At 63.8% G+C, this 15,995-nt stretch carries 16 protein-coding genes and 4 tRNA genes; 12 read left to right on the forward strand and 8 right to left on the reverse strand.

Annotated features, from left to right (window positions below):
• On the forward strand, positions 1-914 hold a 914-nt coding region (locus C100_RS47085; protein ID WP_024022174.1), incomplete at its 5' end, for a pseudouridine synthase.
• Positions 911-1,450 carry a 16S rRNA (guanine(966)-N(2))-methyltransferase RsmD gene (gene rsmD, locus C100_RS47090; RefSeq protein WP_024022175.1) on the forward strand — a complete coding sequence of 180 codons (540 nt, stop codon included), beginning with the start codon at positions 911-913 and terminating at the stop codon, positions 1,448-1,450. The genes C100_RS47085 and rsmD, both read left to right, overlap by 4 nt.
• Before the next feature lie 98 nt (positions 1,451-1,548).
• Here the strand turns inward: rsmD and C100_RS47095 are convergent, their stop codons facing one another.
• Complete coding sequence (locus C100_RS47095; protein WP_024022176.1) at positions 1,549-1,995, reverse strand: globin domain-containing protein; 447 nt, start codon at positions 1,993-1,995, stop codon at positions 1,549-1,551.
• Between the two features lie 108 nt (positions 1,996-2,103).
• On the opposite strand from C100_RS47095, the gene C100_RS47100 reads away from it, so the two are divergent.
• Positions 2,104-2,580 carry an Rrf2 family transcriptional regulator gene (locus C100_RS47100; protein ID WP_024022177.1) on the forward strand — a complete coding sequence of 159 codons (477 nt, stop codon included), beginning with the start codon at positions 2,104-2,106 and terminating at the stop codon, positions 2,578-2,580.
• On the opposite strand, the gene C100_RS48095 is transcribed toward C100_RS47100, so the two are convergent.
• On the reverse strand, positions 2,540-2,959 hold the full coding sequence (locus C100_RS48095; protein WP_084625548.1) for a Fe-S oxidoreductase: 420 nt from the start codon (positions 2,957-2,959) through the stop codon (positions 2,540-2,542). The two genes, C100_RS47100 and C100_RS48095, sit on opposite strands and share 41 nt — an antisense overlap.
• A gap of 141 nt (positions 2,960-3,100) precedes the next feature.
• Positions 3,101-3,499 carry a GFA family protein gene (locus C100_RS47105; protein WP_024022178.1) on the reverse strand — a complete coding sequence of 133 codons (399 nt, stop codon included), beginning with the start codon at positions 3,497-3,499 and terminating at the stop codon, positions 3,101-3,103.
• Between the two features lie 105 nt (positions 3,500-3,604).
• Here C100_RS47105 and C100_RS47110 point away from each other — a divergent pair, with 105 nt between their 5' ends.
• Positions 3,605-5,881 carry an ATP-dependent helicase gene (locus tag C100_RS47110; protein ID WP_024022179.1) on the forward strand — a complete coding sequence of 759 codons (2,277 nt, stop codon included), beginning with the start codon at positions 3,605-3,607 and terminating at the stop codon, positions 5,879-5,881.
• A gap of 9 nt (positions 5,882-5,890) precedes the next feature.
• On the opposite strand, the gene C100_RS47115 is transcribed toward C100_RS47110, so the two are convergent.
• The 5 genes from C100_RS47115 to C100_RS47135 form a co-directional block, all read right to left on the reverse strand.
• Complete coding sequence (locus C100_RS47115; RefSeq protein ID WP_024022180.1) at positions 5,891-7,300, reverse strand: BNR repeat-containing protein; 1,410 nt, start codon at positions 7,298-7,300, stop codon at positions 5,891-5,893.
• Between the two features lie 155 nt (positions 7,301-7,455).
• A tRNA-Ala gene (locus tag C100_RS47120) sits at positions 7,456-7,531 on the reverse strand.
• A gap of 71 nt (positions 7,532-7,602) precedes the next feature.
• Positions 7,603-7,678: transfer RNA gene (locus C100_RS47125), tRNA-Ala, on the reverse strand.
• Between the two features lie 71 nt (positions 7,679-7,749).
• Positions 7,750-7,825: transfer RNA gene (locus C100_RS47130), tRNA-Ala, on the reverse strand.
• A 90-nt stretch (positions 7,826-7,915) separates the two neighbouring features.
• Complete coding sequence (locus tag C100_RS47135; RefSeq protein WP_024022181.1) at positions 7,916-8,251, reverse strand: TIGR02300 family protein; 336 nt, start codon at positions 8,249-8,251, stop codon at positions 7,916-7,918.
• Between the two features lie 146 nt (positions 8,252-8,397).
• Between C100_RS47135 and aroA the strand changes: the two genes are divergently transcribed.
• The 8 genes from aroA (at position 8,398) to C100_RS47175 (ending at position 15,897) form a co-directional block, all read left to right on the forward strand.
• Positions 8,398-9,738, forward strand: coding sequence for a 3-phosphoshikimate 1-carboxyvinyltransferase (gene aroA / locus C100_RS47140; protein WP_024022182.1), 1,341 nt, complete (start codon positions 8,398-8,400; stop codon positions 9,736-9,738).
• A complete protein-coding gene (locus C100_RS47145; protein WP_024022183.1) occupies positions 9,735-9,983 on the forward strand; it encodes a CBU_0592 family membrane protein in 249 nt (82 codons plus the stop codon). The genes aroA and C100_RS47145 overlap by 4 nt, the downstream gene beginning before the upstream one ends.
• The gene (gene cmk / locus C100_RS47150) at positions 9,980-10,624 is read left to right on the forward strand and encodes a (d)CMP kinase (protein WP_024022184.1); all 645 of its coding nucleotides are present in this window, start codon (positions 9,980-9,982) and stop codon (positions 10,622-10,624) included. Before C100_RS47145 ends, cmk begins: the two co-directional genes overlap by 4 nt.
• 159 nt (positions 10,625-10,783) lie before the next feature.
• Positions 10,784-12,496 carry a 30S ribosomal protein S1 gene (rpsA, locus tag C100_RS47155; protein WP_024022185.1) on the forward strand — a complete coding sequence of 571 codons (1,713 nt, stop codon included), beginning with the start codon at positions 10,784-10,786 and terminating at the stop codon, positions 12,494-12,496.
• Positions 12,497-12,656: 160 nt separating this feature from the next.
• Entirely contained in the window at positions 12,657-12,947 is a 291-nt protein-coding gene (locus C100_RS47160; RefSeq protein WP_024022186.1) for an integration host factor subunit beta, read from the forward strand.
• A gap of 59 nt (positions 12,948-13,006) precedes the next feature.
• A tRNA-Leu gene (locus C100_RS47165) sits at positions 13,007-13,092 on the forward strand.
• Between the two features lie 26 nt (positions 13,093-13,118).
• Positions 13,119-14,042, forward strand: a complete 924-nt coding sequence (locus C100_RS47170; protein WP_024022187.1) for an FkbM family methyltransferase — start codon at positions 13,119-13,121, stop codon at positions 14,040-14,042.
• Positions 14,043-14,112: 70 nt separating this feature from the next.
• The gene (locus C100_RS47175) at positions 14,113-15,897 is read left to right on the forward strand and encodes a cation:proton antiporter domain-containing protein (RefSeq protein WP_031310404.1); all 1,785 of its coding nucleotides are present in this window, start codon (positions 14,113-14,115) and stop codon (positions 15,895-15,897) included.
• The last annotated feature ends 98 nt before the right edge of the window (positions 15,898-15,995 follow it).

Below are 15,995 nucleotides of genomic sequence, written 5' to 3' on the forward strand. Positions count from 1 at the left end.
CCGCCGCTACCGGCCGAGGGGCCACGCCCGGCGACAGGCCGCGCAGCCCGCGCGATGGCGAGCAGCGCGCAGGCGCTGCAACATCCCGTCCGCCGCGCAAGCCGGCCCCGAAAAAGGCCGCCACGGCAGCCCGCCCGGCCAATCCGCATCCCGCGCGCGCCGCCGCCGCATCGAGCGGCAAGGGCGAACCGCAGCGCATCGCCAAGCTGCTGGCCCGCGCCGGCGTGGCTTCCCGGCGTGAGATCGAGCGGATGATCGAGGAAGGCCGCGTCGCAAAGGATGACGTCGTCCTGGATACGCCCGCCACGCTGCTGACGTCGTTGCATGGCGTTACCGTCGACGGGGTCGCCGTCGCCGCGCCGCCGCCCGCGCAACTCTTCCTGTTTCACAAGCCCACCGGATATCTCACCACCGAACGTGATCCGGCCGGGCGCCCGACCATCTATGACAAGCTGCCGGCTGACTTGCCGCGCGTCATGCCGATCGGACGGCTGGACATGAACACCGAAGGGCTGTTGCTACTTACGACCGATGGCGGCTTCAAGCGGCAGATGGAATTGCCCGCAACCGGCGTTCCCCGCACCTATCGCGCTCGCGCCTTTGGCGAAGTCAGCCAGCAGCAGCTGGAAGACCTGTTCGACGGCCTGGAAATCGACGGCATCCGCTATGGCCAGATCGAGGCCAATCTGGAACGACGGACCGGCCGCAACCAGTGGATCGAGATGACGCTGACGGAGGGCAAGAATCGGGAGGTGCGCCGCGTGCTCGAACATCTCGGGCTGAAGGTGAACCGCCTGATCCGCACCGCCTATGGCCCCTTCTCCCTGGGCGAGATGGCGGTCGGCGCGGTCGAGGAAGTGCGCCAGCATGACCTGATCCTGTTTCGCAAAAGCCTGAAAGAGCAAGCGGAATGAGGATCATTGCGGGTCAGTGGCGCGGTCGTCCGCTGGTCGCGCCAAAGGGGGATGCGACCCGTCCCACCGGCGACCGGACGCGCGAGACGCTGTTTTCGATGCTGCTCAGTCGCATCGGCTCCTTCGAGGGGCTGGCGGTAGGCGACTTCTTCGCAGGGTCAGGCGCCCTGGGGCTGGAGGCGCTGTCGCGGGGTGCGGGCAGTTGCCTGTTCGTCGAACAGGACAAGGCGGCGATCGATGCGATCCGCACCAATGGGGACAAGCTCGGCATCCGCCCGGACATCCGTGCAAGCAGCGTGATGACGCTCGGCCCTGCTGCAAAGCCGCTCGACCTCATCTTCATGGACCCGCCCTATAATACGAGCGCGGGACAGGTAGCGCTCGACAAGCTGGCGCGGCTCGGCTGGACCAGCCCGGCAAGCTGGATCAGCATCGAGACCGACCGGCACGAGGATGTCGAGGTGAAAGGCTTTGTCACCGACGCCGTCCGCGATGTCGGCAAGGCGCGGCTTACGCTGCTGCGGGCGGAGGATTGAGCCTGGCGGCGGGCGCGACCTGACGGACGAGTAAGGCGCTCCCTGGCAGGGACGCGCCATCCTCTGGCCAATCACGATGCGCGCCGACCGGCGGTAGATCAGGCGGCCTCGGCGTAGGCCTCCGCCTCCTTCGCGATCAACAGCTCGGCCAGCAACTGATAGGCTTCGCCCCAGGCGGCAAGCACCTCGTCGGTCGCAATTTCCTCGCCCAACACGTCGCGGATGGCGGGCAGCAGCGCGGCGGCGACCTTGGGATAATGTTCGGGCTTGACGCCCGTATCGACATGACGCGCGACCATGCGGGCCACCGCGCCGCCCAGCGCCTCCAGCTTGTCGATATTTTCCGCAAAGCCCAGGATCGCAGCGGCCAGCCGCCGCGGCTGTTCCCCGCTGTCCTGCGCCGCCTGATCGAACATCGCCTTTACCGATTCATCCTGGAACAGCCGGGCATACATGGCGGTGGTGATCGCCACGCCATGTTTGCGCAGGGCGGGGCCGGTTGATTTCACGATGGCGATGGTTTGGGCGGACAGCGAAATAGACACCTGATGGACCTTTCAACGGAGTGAAAAGGCGCATTTACGTTGCATCTTTTAAGATGTAAATAGAATATTTGTTTCCGCTGTGCGGCAAGGCCGGTATCGGCATTCATCATGCAATTGACCCGCCACACCGATTATGCGCTGCGCGTGCTGATCCACCTGGCCGCAGCGCCTTCAGCGCGCGCGACCATATCCGACATTGCGCAGGCCTACGGCCTGTCACGCAATCATCTGATGAAGGTGGTGCATCATCTGGCGCAGGGCGGGTTCGTGGACACGCAGCGGGGGCGCGGCGGCGGTTTCACGCTGGCGCGCGCTTCCGGGGCGATCAGCATCGGCGCCGTGGTGCGGCATAGCGAACCGGACATGAAGATGGCCGATTGCGCGTCCTGCGCGATCCGCACCGCCTGCGGCCTGTCCGGCATATTGGCGCAGGCGACCGATGCGTTTCTGGCGGTCCTTGACAGCTACAGCCTGGCTGATGCGGCGCGCAACCGGCGCGAGCTGGCGGCGCTGATCGCCGCACTGCCTGCCCCGGACCCGGCCCTTAGCGAGGCTTGCGCCCCGTCCGCGCCTCTCGACGATTAACGCAACTGTCCTGCAGGGTGCGGGAACAGGGCGGATAGTCCCTCGCTTCGGTCGGCGGCGGCGTCAGGTTGCCGCCGACCGTCACCGGATTGGAGGCGGACCCCACGGGCGCGGCGGGATTTTTTGGGATACCCGCCGGCGCTGGACGCATATCGGGGTCGGCCGGCACCGCTCCCACGGGCTGGGCTGCATTGGGATCGGCGTCTTCCGGGGGATTTGCAGGCATGGCGGGCTGTGCAGAGGCCGGCGGGTTGGCAGGCGATGTCATGGCATCGCCGGGGGGCCGGCTACCCGGCGCCATCTGATCCTGCGCCGCCGCAACCGTAGCGACAGAGGTGAAGCTCAATATGGCAGCTCCCGCCAGCATGGTCTTTTTCATCGGGGTCATCTCCTATAGTCTTCGCCCCTACGTCCGCTTGGACAGGATGAAAACCGCAGGGATGGACGCGCCGTTCCGTATTGCGACGACGAACCGTGCCGGATCAGCGTCGGGCCACCGGCCGGTCGGGCCTATAGGGCATCAAGGGCCGACCGGATAACGATCGAATTTCGGCAGTTCATGGGCCTGTTCCATCCAGGGCGCAGCTTCGGCCATCTGGATATGGGCCTGGGGCGGCAATGCGGCCGGATCGTCCAGCGTCGCCGTCTGGATGTCGATCGACCCGGGGAAAATCACGGCATTGGTGTAGAAAAGCCCGGTCCCGCAAACGCCGCAGAAATGGCGGACCGCATTTTCGGACGACTGATAGCGCACGGGTTCGCCGCTGATCGTCACCTGATCCTGCGGGAACAGAGCCCAGCCCACCATCGGCGCGCCCGCGCTCGCGCGGCAATCGCCGCAATGGCAGATCGCACTATAGGCCGGCTCTCCCGACGCTTCGTAGCGGATCGCGCCGCACTGGCATTTGCCCGTCACCATCGCTTGGCTCCTCTTGCATGATTCGCCTTTTGTTCTCATAGAATGACATGCGCCGCAAGGGCGTGCCCCTTGCTCCCACCCCTCCCCGCCCCTAGTTGACCAAAGATGACGCTGCCAGCTCCCTCTCCCAACGATCCCCCCTATTTGAAGGGGCTCAACACGCCCCAGCGAGAGGCGGTGCTGACGACCGAAGGGCCGGTGCTGGTGCTGGCCGGCGCGGGCACGGGCAAGACCGCCGCGCTGACCGCGCGGCTCGGTCATCTGATCGCCACCCGCCGGGCCTGGCCATCGGAAATCCTGGCGGTCACCTTCACCAACAAGGCGGCGCGGGAAATGCGCGCGCGCGTCGGCGCGATGATTGGCGATGCGGTGGAGGGGATGCCCTGGCTTGGCACCTTCCACGCCATCGCCGCCAAGATGCTGCGCCGTCATGCCGAACTGGTAGGGCTGCAATCCAATTTCACCATCCTCGACACTGACGACCAGTTGCGCCTGATGAAGCAGTTGATCCAGGCCGAGGGGATTGACGAAAAGCGGTGGCCCGCGCGTCAACTGGGCGGCCTGATCGACCAGTGGAAGAATAAGGGTCTGACCCCCGAAGAGGTGAGCGCGGGCGATGCGGAGGGCTATGCCCATGGCAAGGGGCAGAAGCTCTACGCCGCCTATCAGTCCCGGCTGCGCGACGTAAATGCCTGTGATTTCGGTGACTTGCTGCTGCATGTTCTGACGATATTGAAGAAGCATCGCGACGTGCTGGAGCAATATCAACAGAAATTCCGCTATATCATGGTGGACGAATATCAGGACACCAATTCCAGCCAATATCTCTGGCTGCGGCTGCTCGCCCAGACGCGCAAGAATATCTGCTGCGTGGGCGATGACGATCAGTCCATCTATTCGTGGCGCGGCGCAGAGGTCGCCAATATCCTGCGGTTCGAAAAGGATTTTCCGGGCGCGACGATCATCCGGCTGGAACAGAATTACAGATCCACGCCGCATATATTGGGCGCTGCGTCCGGGGTGATTGCGGAAAATGGCAATCGGCTGGGCAAGACGCTGTGGACCGACATCGACGTGGGCGAGAAGGTTCAGGTCGTGGGCATATGGGACGGACCGGAAGAGGCCCGCCGGGTGGGCGAGGAGATCGAAGCGATCGAGCGTGGCGGCGGATCGCTGGACGAGGTCGCCATCCTCGTCCGCGCCCAGCACCAGACGCGCGAGTTCGAAGACCGGTTCATCCAGATCGGCCTGCCCTATCGCATCGTCGGTGGCTTCCGTTTCTATGAGCGGGCGGAAATCCGTGATGCGCTCGCCTATCTGCGCCTCGTCAACCAACCGGCCGACGACCTAGCCTTCGAGCGCATCGTCAATGTGCCCAAGCGCGGGCTGGGCGACAAGGCGGTGGAGAAACTGCATCGGCTGGCGCGGGCGCAGGGCGTGCCCCTGACACTGGCGGCGGCGCGCATATTGGATACCGATGAACTGACGCCGCAGGCGCGCCGGTCCCTGGGCGCGTTCATCGGCGACCTGGCCCGCTGGCGCGACCGCGCGGCGCAATTGCCCCATGCCGAGTTGGCGCGGCAGATATTGGACGAGAGCGGCTATACCGCGATGCTCCAGGCGGAACGCTCGACCGAGAGCGCCGGGCGGCTCGAAAATCTGTCCGAACTCGCCCGCGCGATGGAGGAATATGAGACGCTGGGCGCCTTTCTGGAACATGTCAGCCTGGTCATGGACAATGAGGCGCAGGCCGACGAGCGCAAAATCACGATCATGACCATCCACGCCGCCAAGGGGCTGGAATTCGACAATGTCTTTCTGGTCGGCTGGGAAGAAGGCATCTTCCCCTCGCAGCGCGCGCTGGACGAAGGCGGCCTTAACAGCCTGGAAGAGGAACGGCGGCTCGCCTATGTGGCGATCACCCGCGCCCGCAAGCGCTGCACCATACTCCATGCGGCCAACCGCCGCATCTATGGGCAATGGACCAGCAGCATCCCTTCGCGCTTCGTCGGGGAACTGCCGCCCGAGCATGTCGAGGAGGAAAGCAGCATGAGCGGCGGCGCGTCCTTGTGGCGAGCCAATTGGTCGGAACGTGACGATCCTTTCGCCAATGTGACGCGCGGCACCGGGCGCGGGCCAGGTTGGCAACGCGCGCAATCCTCCGGCCAGTTCAGCCGCGAGCCGGTGCGCATCGTGGAGGCCCGGACCTCCGCCGTGTCGCTGGGCAACAAGGGGCGCAGCGACATGAGCGTGGGCCTGCGCGTCTTTCATCAGAAATTCGGCTATGGCACCGTTGCAGAGATAGAGGGCAACAAGCTGGAGATTGATTTCGAGACGGCAGGACGCAAACGGGTGATGGACAGTTTCGTCTCGTTGGCCTGACGGCGCGGATCACCCGCCGTCCGCTGGAAGCCAGATCAATGGCGATGGCGGTGGCTTGCAGGCGAGGGGCGCGGTCGGCTTGCAGGCGTGCGGCTGATCCTGATTAATCTGCTGCGCGAACCATCGCAACTGACCCTTGACCGGGCCATCAATGCCATTTTGGCGCACGGCGGTCGAACGCGGGGCCGCCTTGTCCATGCCGCTCGGCGGGGCCAATCCCAAGCTCTTGGGAAAATTGGGGCTGGCTGCGCGAACCTGTCCCGAACCGGACCCACCCTGCGAACGCCAGGGCGAGACGGTCAGACGATCCGCGTCCAGCAAGAGCTCGCTCTGCTTTTGACCCAGAACCGCGCTCACATGGAGGGTCTGGTCACGCCTGGCCGTATCGGCAAAACGGAATACCGGCAGTCCAGGCATCGAACCGCCGCCTGAAACAACGGCGCGCGACTGGCCGGCGACGATGTTGCGGAGCAGCCAGTCATTGCCGCTCTTCGTCGCCGCGAAAACCGCATTATGCCCATCCGCTGCATATTTGGTGAAGAGGATGACTGGCTTGCCGGAGGGTGAGAGTGCAAGCTGGGCGTTGTTCACCAACCCCTGTTGCTCGCCAGGCGCGTCCACCACTTCCATCATGGCCGGCGCCAACGGGCCGGTCACGGTTTTCCCGCCGACATCCCACTGTTGGAAATCGCGGGTAGAAGCGTAGGTAAGGGCGAAATTGGTCGCAACATCGGGCGTGCGCCGCCAGACGATGGCAACATGAAAACGCCCGGACCGATCCTTGACGAATGCGCTGGGATAGGCGCTGACCGGCCCTTTGGCATCGCGGCTGGAGAATAGCGGCCCGAGCCGTTCCCAGCGACCATGACGCCAGATGTTGAGGAGCCACAGGCCGTTGCCCGACATGCCGTCGCGGTAAAGGAACATCAGGTTACCGGCCCGATCATGCAGGAAATGGGGGTAGGTCGCAGAATCCTCATTCCTGCCGATCATGGGCGACAGGGTGACGGCGTCAAGATCGTCGAGCGGCCCTGCCGCATATACCAGCGGGCTGGCGTGCATATTGCCGGCCACATGGACTCTGTTCTGGGCGTCAACCGCGACTACAAGCGTGTTGTGGGCATCCCACCCGCCAAAGCGCGACGGCAGGCGTTTGCGGCAAATCCTGCCGTCATCCGGGTCATAGGTCGCCAGCGTCAGATAGCGTTCAGCGTCGTAGAAGGCCGTGACCAGGACGCCATCCTTGCTGACGGCCGATCCGATGTCGACATAAACCCCGCTCCAGGTCGCGCCTATCGGCACCGCAGGGGCCGACTGATCGGGCCGCACCGTCTCGCAATTGGCGCTGGGTCGGGCCGCAGACGAACAGGCTGCGGTCAACAGCATGATCGCAAACAGAAGAGAATGAAGAGATTTCATCAAAAGCCCGGTTCCATTGCTTCCCGAATGTGCGGGAGCCTAACGAAGATCCGAAGCCATGTGAATTTTTTCGGCGAACATGTGCCGATCGGCCGGCCAGCCGCTCTGCGCCGGGGCAGACGAACCTGAATCAGCGTCCGATCATATGATAGAATTGGTGGAGCCTAGCGGGATCGAACCACTGACCTCCTGCATGCCATGCAGGCGCTCTCCCAGCTGAGCTAAGGCCCCATCGTCGCAACGGCCCCGTTGCCACCAATGGATTGGGCCATGTCCGGCATTGCCGTCGGCCATATCAGGGGTGGTGGAGCCTAGCGGGATCGAACCGCTGACCTCCTGCATGCCATGCAGGCGCTCTCCCAGCTGAGCTAAGGCCCCATCGTCGCAACGGCCCCGTTGCCACCAATGGATTGGGCCATGTCCGGCATTGCCGTCGGCCATATCAGGGGTGGTGGAGCCTAGCGGGATCGAACCACTGACCTCCTGCATGCCATGCAGGCCCTCTCCCAGCTGAGCTAAGGCCCCGTCACCAGACCGAAGCGCCGTTTGGGTCCGGCGCTTCGGAGGTCGCTGCCATTAGGAGGCGGTGCCCCCGTTGGCAAGCGGAATTTTTACTTAGTTATCGTCGTCGCTGTCATCGCTTGCAGCTTCGACGCCCAGGTCGTCGTCGCCGCCCAGATCAACGTCATTATCCGGCGAATCGCCGTCATCATCAACGTCGATGTCCAGGTCCAGATCGTCGTCCGCGGTTTCCCGTTCACCGTCGGCCGTCTCGACCACCTTCTTGGGCGCTTCCTCATAAGGCAGCGGCTGCTTCGACTTCAGCACCGGTTCTGGTTCCCAGGCCGTGTTGCAGTTGATGCAGACTACCGGATTGTCCTTGCCAAGGTCGTAGAAGCGAGTCGCGCATTTCGGGCAAGTCCGCTTCGTGCCCCATTCAGCCTTCACCATGTCCGGCCTGTTCCTTCTTCGATGCTCAAACAGAAATCACGCGGCGCGACGGATGTCGCCCGCGAAACGTCGGGCGCCTTGCCATAGCGAAACCGCGCTGTCAAAAGCCGCTCGCATTTTTTCGGTTCCAAGGCATCGGATATCCCGTGACCCAACATGACGACCAACCCGCCCCCATGACCTTCACCGCGGCGCCGGCGCTGTCCGGCGGCATCACGGTGCCGGGGGACAAAAGCATTTCCCACCGATCGCTGATGCTGTCGGCTCTTGCGGTGGGCGCAAGCCGGGTCGAAGGCCTGCTGGAAGGCGAGGATGTGCTGGCGACCGCCGCCGCAATGCGGGCGATGGGCGCGGAGGTCCGCCGCGACGCGGAGGGCGTCTGGCATATTCACGGCGTGGGCGTGGGCGGACTGCTTCAGCCGCGCACGGCGCTCGACATGGGCAATAGCGGCACATCGACACGCCTGCTGATGGGCCTTCTGGCCAGTCATGACCTGACCGCCACCTTTGTCGGCGACGCTTCGCTCAGCAAGCGTCCGATGGCCCGCGTCACCGAACCGCTCAGCCAGATGGGCGCCAGCTTCAGCGCCAGTCCGGGGGATCGCCTGCCGCTCACCATGAAAGGCGCCTGCCCGGCGGTGCCGCTGGACTATCGCCTTCCCGTAGCGTCGGCGCAGGTCAAGTCGGCGATACTGTTGGCCGGACTCAACACGCCCGGCATCACCCGGATCGTCGAACCCATTGCGACCCGCGATCATAGCGAACGGATGCTCAAAGGCTTCGGCGCGGACCTTGCGGTCGAGGTCGAGGGCGATGGAACCCGCATCATCACCCTGGCGGGCGAGGCTGAACTCAGGCCGCAACAGATCGTGGTGCCCGGCGACCCCTCCTCCGCCGCCTTCCCTGTGGTCGCGGCGCTGCTGGTGCCCGGATCGAAGGTGACGATCGCCAATGTCGGCCTCAACGCGACTCGCGCCGGTCTGATCGACCTGCTCCGCGAGATGGGCGGAGCGATCGAAGTCGTGAACGCCCGCGAGGTCGGCGGCGAGCCGGTCGGCGATCTGGTCGTCACGGCGTCCGCACTCACGGGCGTCACGCCCGATCCGGTCCGCGCGCCCAGCATGATCGACGAATATCCGGTCGCTTTCGTCGCCGCCGCGCTGGCCGAGGGCCGCAGCGTCTTTCGCGGACTGGAGGAATTGCGCGTCAAGGAATCGGACCGGATCGCCACCATGGCGCAGGGGCTGCGGGCCATCGGCGTCCAGGTCGAGGAACTGGAAGACGGAATCATCATCGAGGGCAGCGGCGGCGCGCCCCTGGCCGGCGGCGGTCCCATCGCGACCAGGCTCGATCACCGCATCGCGATGAGCTTCGCGGTGGCAGGGCTGGTGTCGAAAAACGGCGTCACGATCGACGACATGCGCCCGGTCGCGACCAGCTTCCCGACCTTTATGGCGATGCTGCAATCGCTGGGCGCCCAAGCATGATATTCGACCTGGCTAACATCATCGGCCTTGTCGGCAGCTTCATCATGGTTGTCGCCTACGCCTATAGCAATGTCGCGAAGCAGTTGAACTTCACCCTGTTCAACCTGTTGAACCTGGTGGGGTCGTTGCTGCTGATCTGGTCGCTGACCGAACATTTCAACATGGCGTCGATGGCGCTGGAAGTCGTCTGGGCAGCCATCGCGCTGCTGGGTCTCATCAAGGCATATAAGAGAAAATCCGCATGATCATCGCCGTCGACGGCCCCGCCGCATCGGGCAAGGGCACCATCGCCAAGGCGCTTGGTGGCCATTACGACCTGCCCGTGCTCGACACCGGCCTGCTCTATCGGGCGGTGGGCCTTTCGGTGCTCAAGGCCGGAGGCGATCCGGACCATGAAAGCGATGCGCGCGCAGCCTGCGATTTCGACGATGCGATCCTGGGCGACTCCGCGCTGCGCAGCGAAGCGGTCGGCAGCCTCGCCTCGCGCGTGTCCGTCCACCAGAGCGTACGCGATGCGCTGGTCCGGCGGCAACGCGACTTTGCGACTCAGCCCGGCGGCGCGATCCTGGACGGGCGCGACATCGGCACCGTCATCGCGCCCGACGCCAACGCCAAGATTTTCGTGACGGCCAGCGTCCATGTGCGCGCCGAGCGGCGCTACAAGGATGCGCTGGCCCATGGTGGTCATCCCGACATGGACAGCCTGATCGCCGACATCCAGGCGCGCGATACGCGCGACATGAGCCGCGACCACGCACCGTTGAAGGTGGCGGATGGCGCGGACTTGCTAGACACGTCGGATTTGACTATAGACGCGGCCGTCCAGCGGGCGATTGCGCTAGTGGACGCTCAGCTTGAAGGTCGCTCCTCCGGAATGACCCGATAAGGCGCGCGGATATTCCGGGCGCCCTTTTCGCTTATCTTGTCTGCGCGTCCCCGGCCGTAACCTACTGGATACGCAGCGGGTATTCGGCTTCCTGCGTAGTTTGGCCAAAGACCATCGGACACAACCGGTTGGCCAGCAATGATGAGTGAAGGACTAACCATGGCCTCTACGGCATTCCCCTCGCGCGACGATTTCGCCGCGCTGCTCAATGATTCCCTCGGTGGTGAGGACGGCGGCTTTGAAGGCCGCGTCGTCAAGGGCACCGTTACCGCCATCGAAAACGACCTGGCCGTCATCGACGTTGGCCTGAAGTCCGAAGGCCGCGTGCCGCTGCGCGAATTCGCCATGCCGGGCCAGAAGGCTGACCTGAAGGTCGGCGACGAAGTCGAAGTCTATGTCGATCGCGTCGAAAACGCCCATGGCGAAGCCATGCTTTCGCGCGACCGCGCCCGCCGCGAAGCCGCCTGGGACAAGCTGGAATCCGAATTCACCGAGAGCGCCCGCGTCGAAGGCGTCATCTTCGGCCGCGTCAAGGGCGGCTTCACCGTCGATCTCGACGGCGCCGTGGCGTTCCTGCCCGGTTCGCAGGTCGACATTCGCCCGGTTCGCGACGTCACCCCGCTGATGGACATTCCGCAGCCCTTCCAGATCCTCAAGATGGATCGCCGCCGCGGCAACATCGTCGTGTCGCGCCGCGCCATTCTGGAAGAAACCCGCGCCGAACAGCGCAGCGGCCTCATCCAGACGCTGGCCGAGGGCCAGATCATCGAAGGCATCGTCAAGAACATCACCGATTATGGTGCGTTCGTCGACCTGGGTGGCATCGATGGCCTGCTGCATGTCACCGACCTCAGCTACAAGCGCATCAACCATCCCAATGAGATGATCAACATCGGCGACACCGTCCGTGTCCAGATCATCCGCATCAACCGCGACACCCAGCGCATCAGCCTTGGCATGAAGCAGCTGGAAAGCGATCCGTGGGAAGGCGCTTCGGCCAAATATCCGGTCGGCGCCAAGCTGTCGGGCCGCGTCACGAACATCACCGAATATGGTGCGTTCGTCGAGCTGGAGCCGGGCATCGAAGGCCTGGTCCATGTGTCGGAAATGTCCTGGACCAAGAAGAACGTGCACCCCGGCAAGATCGTGTCGACCAGCCAGGAAGTCGAAGTCCTGGTTCTGGAAGTCGATCCCGAAAAGCGCCGCATTTCGCTTGGCCTCAAGCAGGCCCAGTCGAACCCGTGGGACAGCTTTGCCGAGCGTCACCCGGTTGGCTCGACCGTCGAGGGCGAAGTCAAGAACGCGACCGAATTCGGCCTGTTCATCGGCCTGGACGGCGACGTCGACGGCATGGTCCATATGTCGGACATCGCCTGGGGCATTTCGGGCGAGGACGCGCTGGCGCTGCACCGCAAGGGCGAGACGGTTCAGGCCGTCGTTCTCGACATCGACGTCGAGAAGGAGCGCATCAGCCTTGGCATGAAGCAGCTTGAGCGTGGCGGCCCGGCTGCTGGCGGCACCACTGCTGCTGCCGCTGGCCTCAACAAGAACGCGATCGTCACCGTGACCGTTCTGGAAGTTCGTGACGGCGGCCTGGAAGTCCAGGCTGGCGACGATGGCGCCACCGGCTTCATCAAGCGCAGCGACCTGGGTCGCGACCGTGACGAACAGCGTTCGGAACGCTTCCAGATCGGCCAGAAGTTCGATGCGATGGTGACCGGCTTCGACCGGGCCAAGAAGCCGACCTTCTCGATCAAGGCGATGCAGATTGCCGAGGAAAAGCAGGCAGTTGCACAATATGGTTCGTCGGACAGCGGCGCATCGCTGGGCGACATTCTGGGCGAAGCGCTCAAGGCCAAGAGCGACAACTGATCCTTTCGGATTGCAGGCGAAAGGCCCGCCGGACCATTTGGTCCGGCGGGCCTTTCCCATTTTGACGCTCGCGAAACGACCGCATGTCGCCGGATTGTCAACGCCTTACAAAAGCTCTATGAAATAGGAAGGGGAACGGCAGAGGGGCGCTGGGGAACCAATGATCCGATCAGAATTGATCCAGAAGTTGGCAGAGGAAAATCCGGGACTGACCGTTCCGGAGGTTGAACGGATCGTCGACCTTTTCTTCAAGGAAATTGTCGACCGGCTCGCTTCAGGTGGCCGGGTCGAATTACGCGGCTTTGGCGCTTTCACCACGCGCGCGCGCGATGCCCGTACCGGCCGCAATCCCCGCACCGGAGAGCAAGTGCCGGTGTCGGCCAAGCGCGTGCCCTATTTCAAGCCGGGCAAGGAAATGCGCGAACGGCTGAACAGCGACGGCGAAGTCTAGGCAAGGCTTGACCTGAAGCCCGCGACGCTTATGGGAAGACGCGCCGGAGGCGGCTCTGCGCGGACGTGGCGAAATCGGTAGACGCAGCGGACTTAAAATCCGCCTTCCCCTGGAATTGCGGGTTCAAGTCCCGCCGTCCGCACCAGCTTATCCGGCGTAAGGGAATGCGAATTGGCAAACTTCTTGAACCGATGGTGGGGTGCGATAGGGACCAAGAAGCCGCCTCGGCCCGTCGGCCCCGACCTGGTCGACACCCTGTATCAGATGCTGTTGCACCGCGCTCCCGACGAATCGGGCCGGACGCATTTTAACACCGCACTGGCGGAGGGTCGGGCGTCGGCAGGAGATATTGTCGAAGCTCTTCTAAAATCCGAAGAATTTTTCGAGAAGCGCGGAGCCTTCGCCGAACGTTACTATCCAGCCCGGCAAAATGCCTTTTTCGCTGAGGTCTCCCAATTTGGGGAAACGTCACAGTTGATGCGGGCGATGATGGACATGGCCTGCACCAACAAAGTGCTCGTCGATGTCGGCGTGATGGGTCGGACAGGCTCGAACAGCTACGACCTCCTGCGGTGGTTTGGGTGGCGTGGACTGCTGATCGAGGCGAACAGCGGACTGATCGACAAGATAGCGGAAGAATTTGGCGACCTGAACTATAGCATCGTCAACGTCGCGGTTTCCGATCATAGCGGCTCGACAACATTGCACATCGGGTCAAGCGATGGCGTATCGTCGCTGACCGAGGACCATGCCCGGATGTTCGGGCCGACGAAGGGCGTCATCACGGTGCAAATGGAAACTTTGCCCGCGATATTGGAGCGCGAAAACATCCCTTTGCAATTCGACCTTCTGTCGATCGACATCGAAGGAGAGGATGTGAAGGTTCTCAACCATATGTTGTCCACCTCGCCCTATCGGCCGAACTGGATCATCTTCGAAGCCGGCCATATCGATGCCTATCGACCCGGCATGTTGTCATTGATCGCGCAGTTCGACAGCGAATATGAACTTGTGGGTAAGACCCAGGCCAATCTGATCTTCCGAAACCGATCCCTTCGCGCCATTTTGCGCGAAAAAAGCGTTACCCAGGAATAACCTCAAGCCTTTTTGACATTTTTTTGCCGCCGCGCTGGTCATTTTGTCCCGCAGCCGCAATGATGCCGCCATGGCCGGCGCAATCGATCCCGACAGCTTCAGTGACTCCCTGGTCATCCTGGGTGCGGCGGGGCTGGTCATTCCCGGTTTTGCCCGGTTTCGGATCAGTCCGGTCATAGGGTTCATCCTGGTAGGATTGGCCGTGGGGCCGGCGGGACTTGGTTCGCTGGTCGATCGTTACCCATGGCTCTATCACATCACCATATCCAACGGCGAAGCCATCGAGCCATTCGCCGAACTGGGCATCATCTTGCTGCTCTTCTCGATCGGCCTGGAACTGAGTTTCAAACGCCTATGGTCGATGCGCGCGCAGGTTTTCGGCGTGGGCGCCGCGGAATTGATCGGCAGCGGCTTACTGATCGGGCTAGGCCTTTATTTTCTGGGACAACCCACCGCGGGCGCGATCGGCCTGGGCCTCGCGCTTGCACTGTCCTCGACGGCGGTCGTGCTGCCGATGGTCGGTACGCGCAGCGCCGTTGGCCGGGCCGCATTCTCGATGCTGCTGTTCGAGGATCTGGCGCTTGTCCCCATCATCTTCATGCTGGGTGCGCTCGCCCCGTCGGTCGCCAGCAGCCCGGACGGCGCCTGGAGCGAACTGGCGAGCACCCTGCTCAAGGGCGGCATCACGATCGCGGTCATGCTCGTGCTGGGTCGCATCATCCTTCCGCACATCTTCAGCCAGGCCGCGCGCACGAAAAGCCCTGAAGTCTTTCTCGCCGCCAGCCTGCTCGTGGTCATCATTTCCAGCATGGCGACGTCCATCGCGGGCCTGTCGCCGATCGTAGGGGCGCTCGTAGCCGGCCTGCTGATCGCAGAAACCGATTATCATGGCGAAGTCGAGGTGATTACCGCGCCGTTCAAGGGGCTGGCGCTCGGCGTGTTCCTGATCACCGTCGGCATGAGCCTGGACCTGCGCGTCATCCTGGCCAACTGGCCCAGCCTGATGCTGGCCGTCGCCGGCGTGGTGCTGTGCAAGACGCTGGTCACCGCCGCGCTGCTCTATTTTTCGGGCGCGCGCAAAGGCGTGGCGCTGGAGGTCGGCGTCCTGATGTCCAGCCCGTCGGAAACGACGCTGATCGTGCTGTCTGCCGCTGCGGCGGCGCAATTGATCCTGCCATCGACCGCCGCCTTCTGGCAGATCGTGACCGCCATCGGCCTGACCATCACGCCTTTGCTCGCCCGCTTCGGCCACGACATCGCACGACGCCTGGAAATGGCGCTGGGCGAGGAACGGGTCGAGGGGGAACTGGAACAGACCGAGGCGGCCGCCGTCGTGATCGGCTTCGGGCGCGTCGGCCGGATGGTGTGCGACCTGCTGCGCACCCATAGCCAGCGCTTTATCGTCGTCGAATCCGACCCCGATGTCGTCGCCGAAGCCCGCCGCGCCGGCTATCCGATCCTGTTCGGTGACGTTGCGCGGGCTGAGATGCTGGACAAGCTTCGCCTGGGCCATGCCCGCGCGCTGATCCTGACCATGGACGATCCCGTCCTGTCCGTGCGCGTGACGCGCCGGGTGCGCGGATGGGTTCCTGACCTGCCCATCATCGCCCGCGCCCGCGACACCGACCATGCGGCCCAGCTTTACAAGGCAGGCGCGAGCGATGCCGTGCCCGAAACGCTGGAAAGCTCGCTGCAACTGGCGGAAACCGCACTGGTCGATCTGGGCGTGGCGATGGGGCCGGTGATCGCGTCGATCCACCAGACCCGCGAGGATCTGCGCGAAGGGATCAAGGATGCCGCGCAAATGCAGACCGCACCCAAATTGCGGCGGCTGCGGGCGGACGAGACCGGGTAAAGCCTTCGGAAGGCGGCTGGAGCCCACGATCCCCTGCCACAGATCGGCTTTCGTCAAGATGGCGGGCTGAACACCGACCAGCCGGTGCGGCGGGCCAG

This window comes from Sphingobium sp. C100 (assembly GCF_000508185.1).
Lineage (GTDB): Bacteria > Pseudomonadota > Alphaproteobacteria > Sphingomonadales > Sphingomonadaceae > Sphingobium.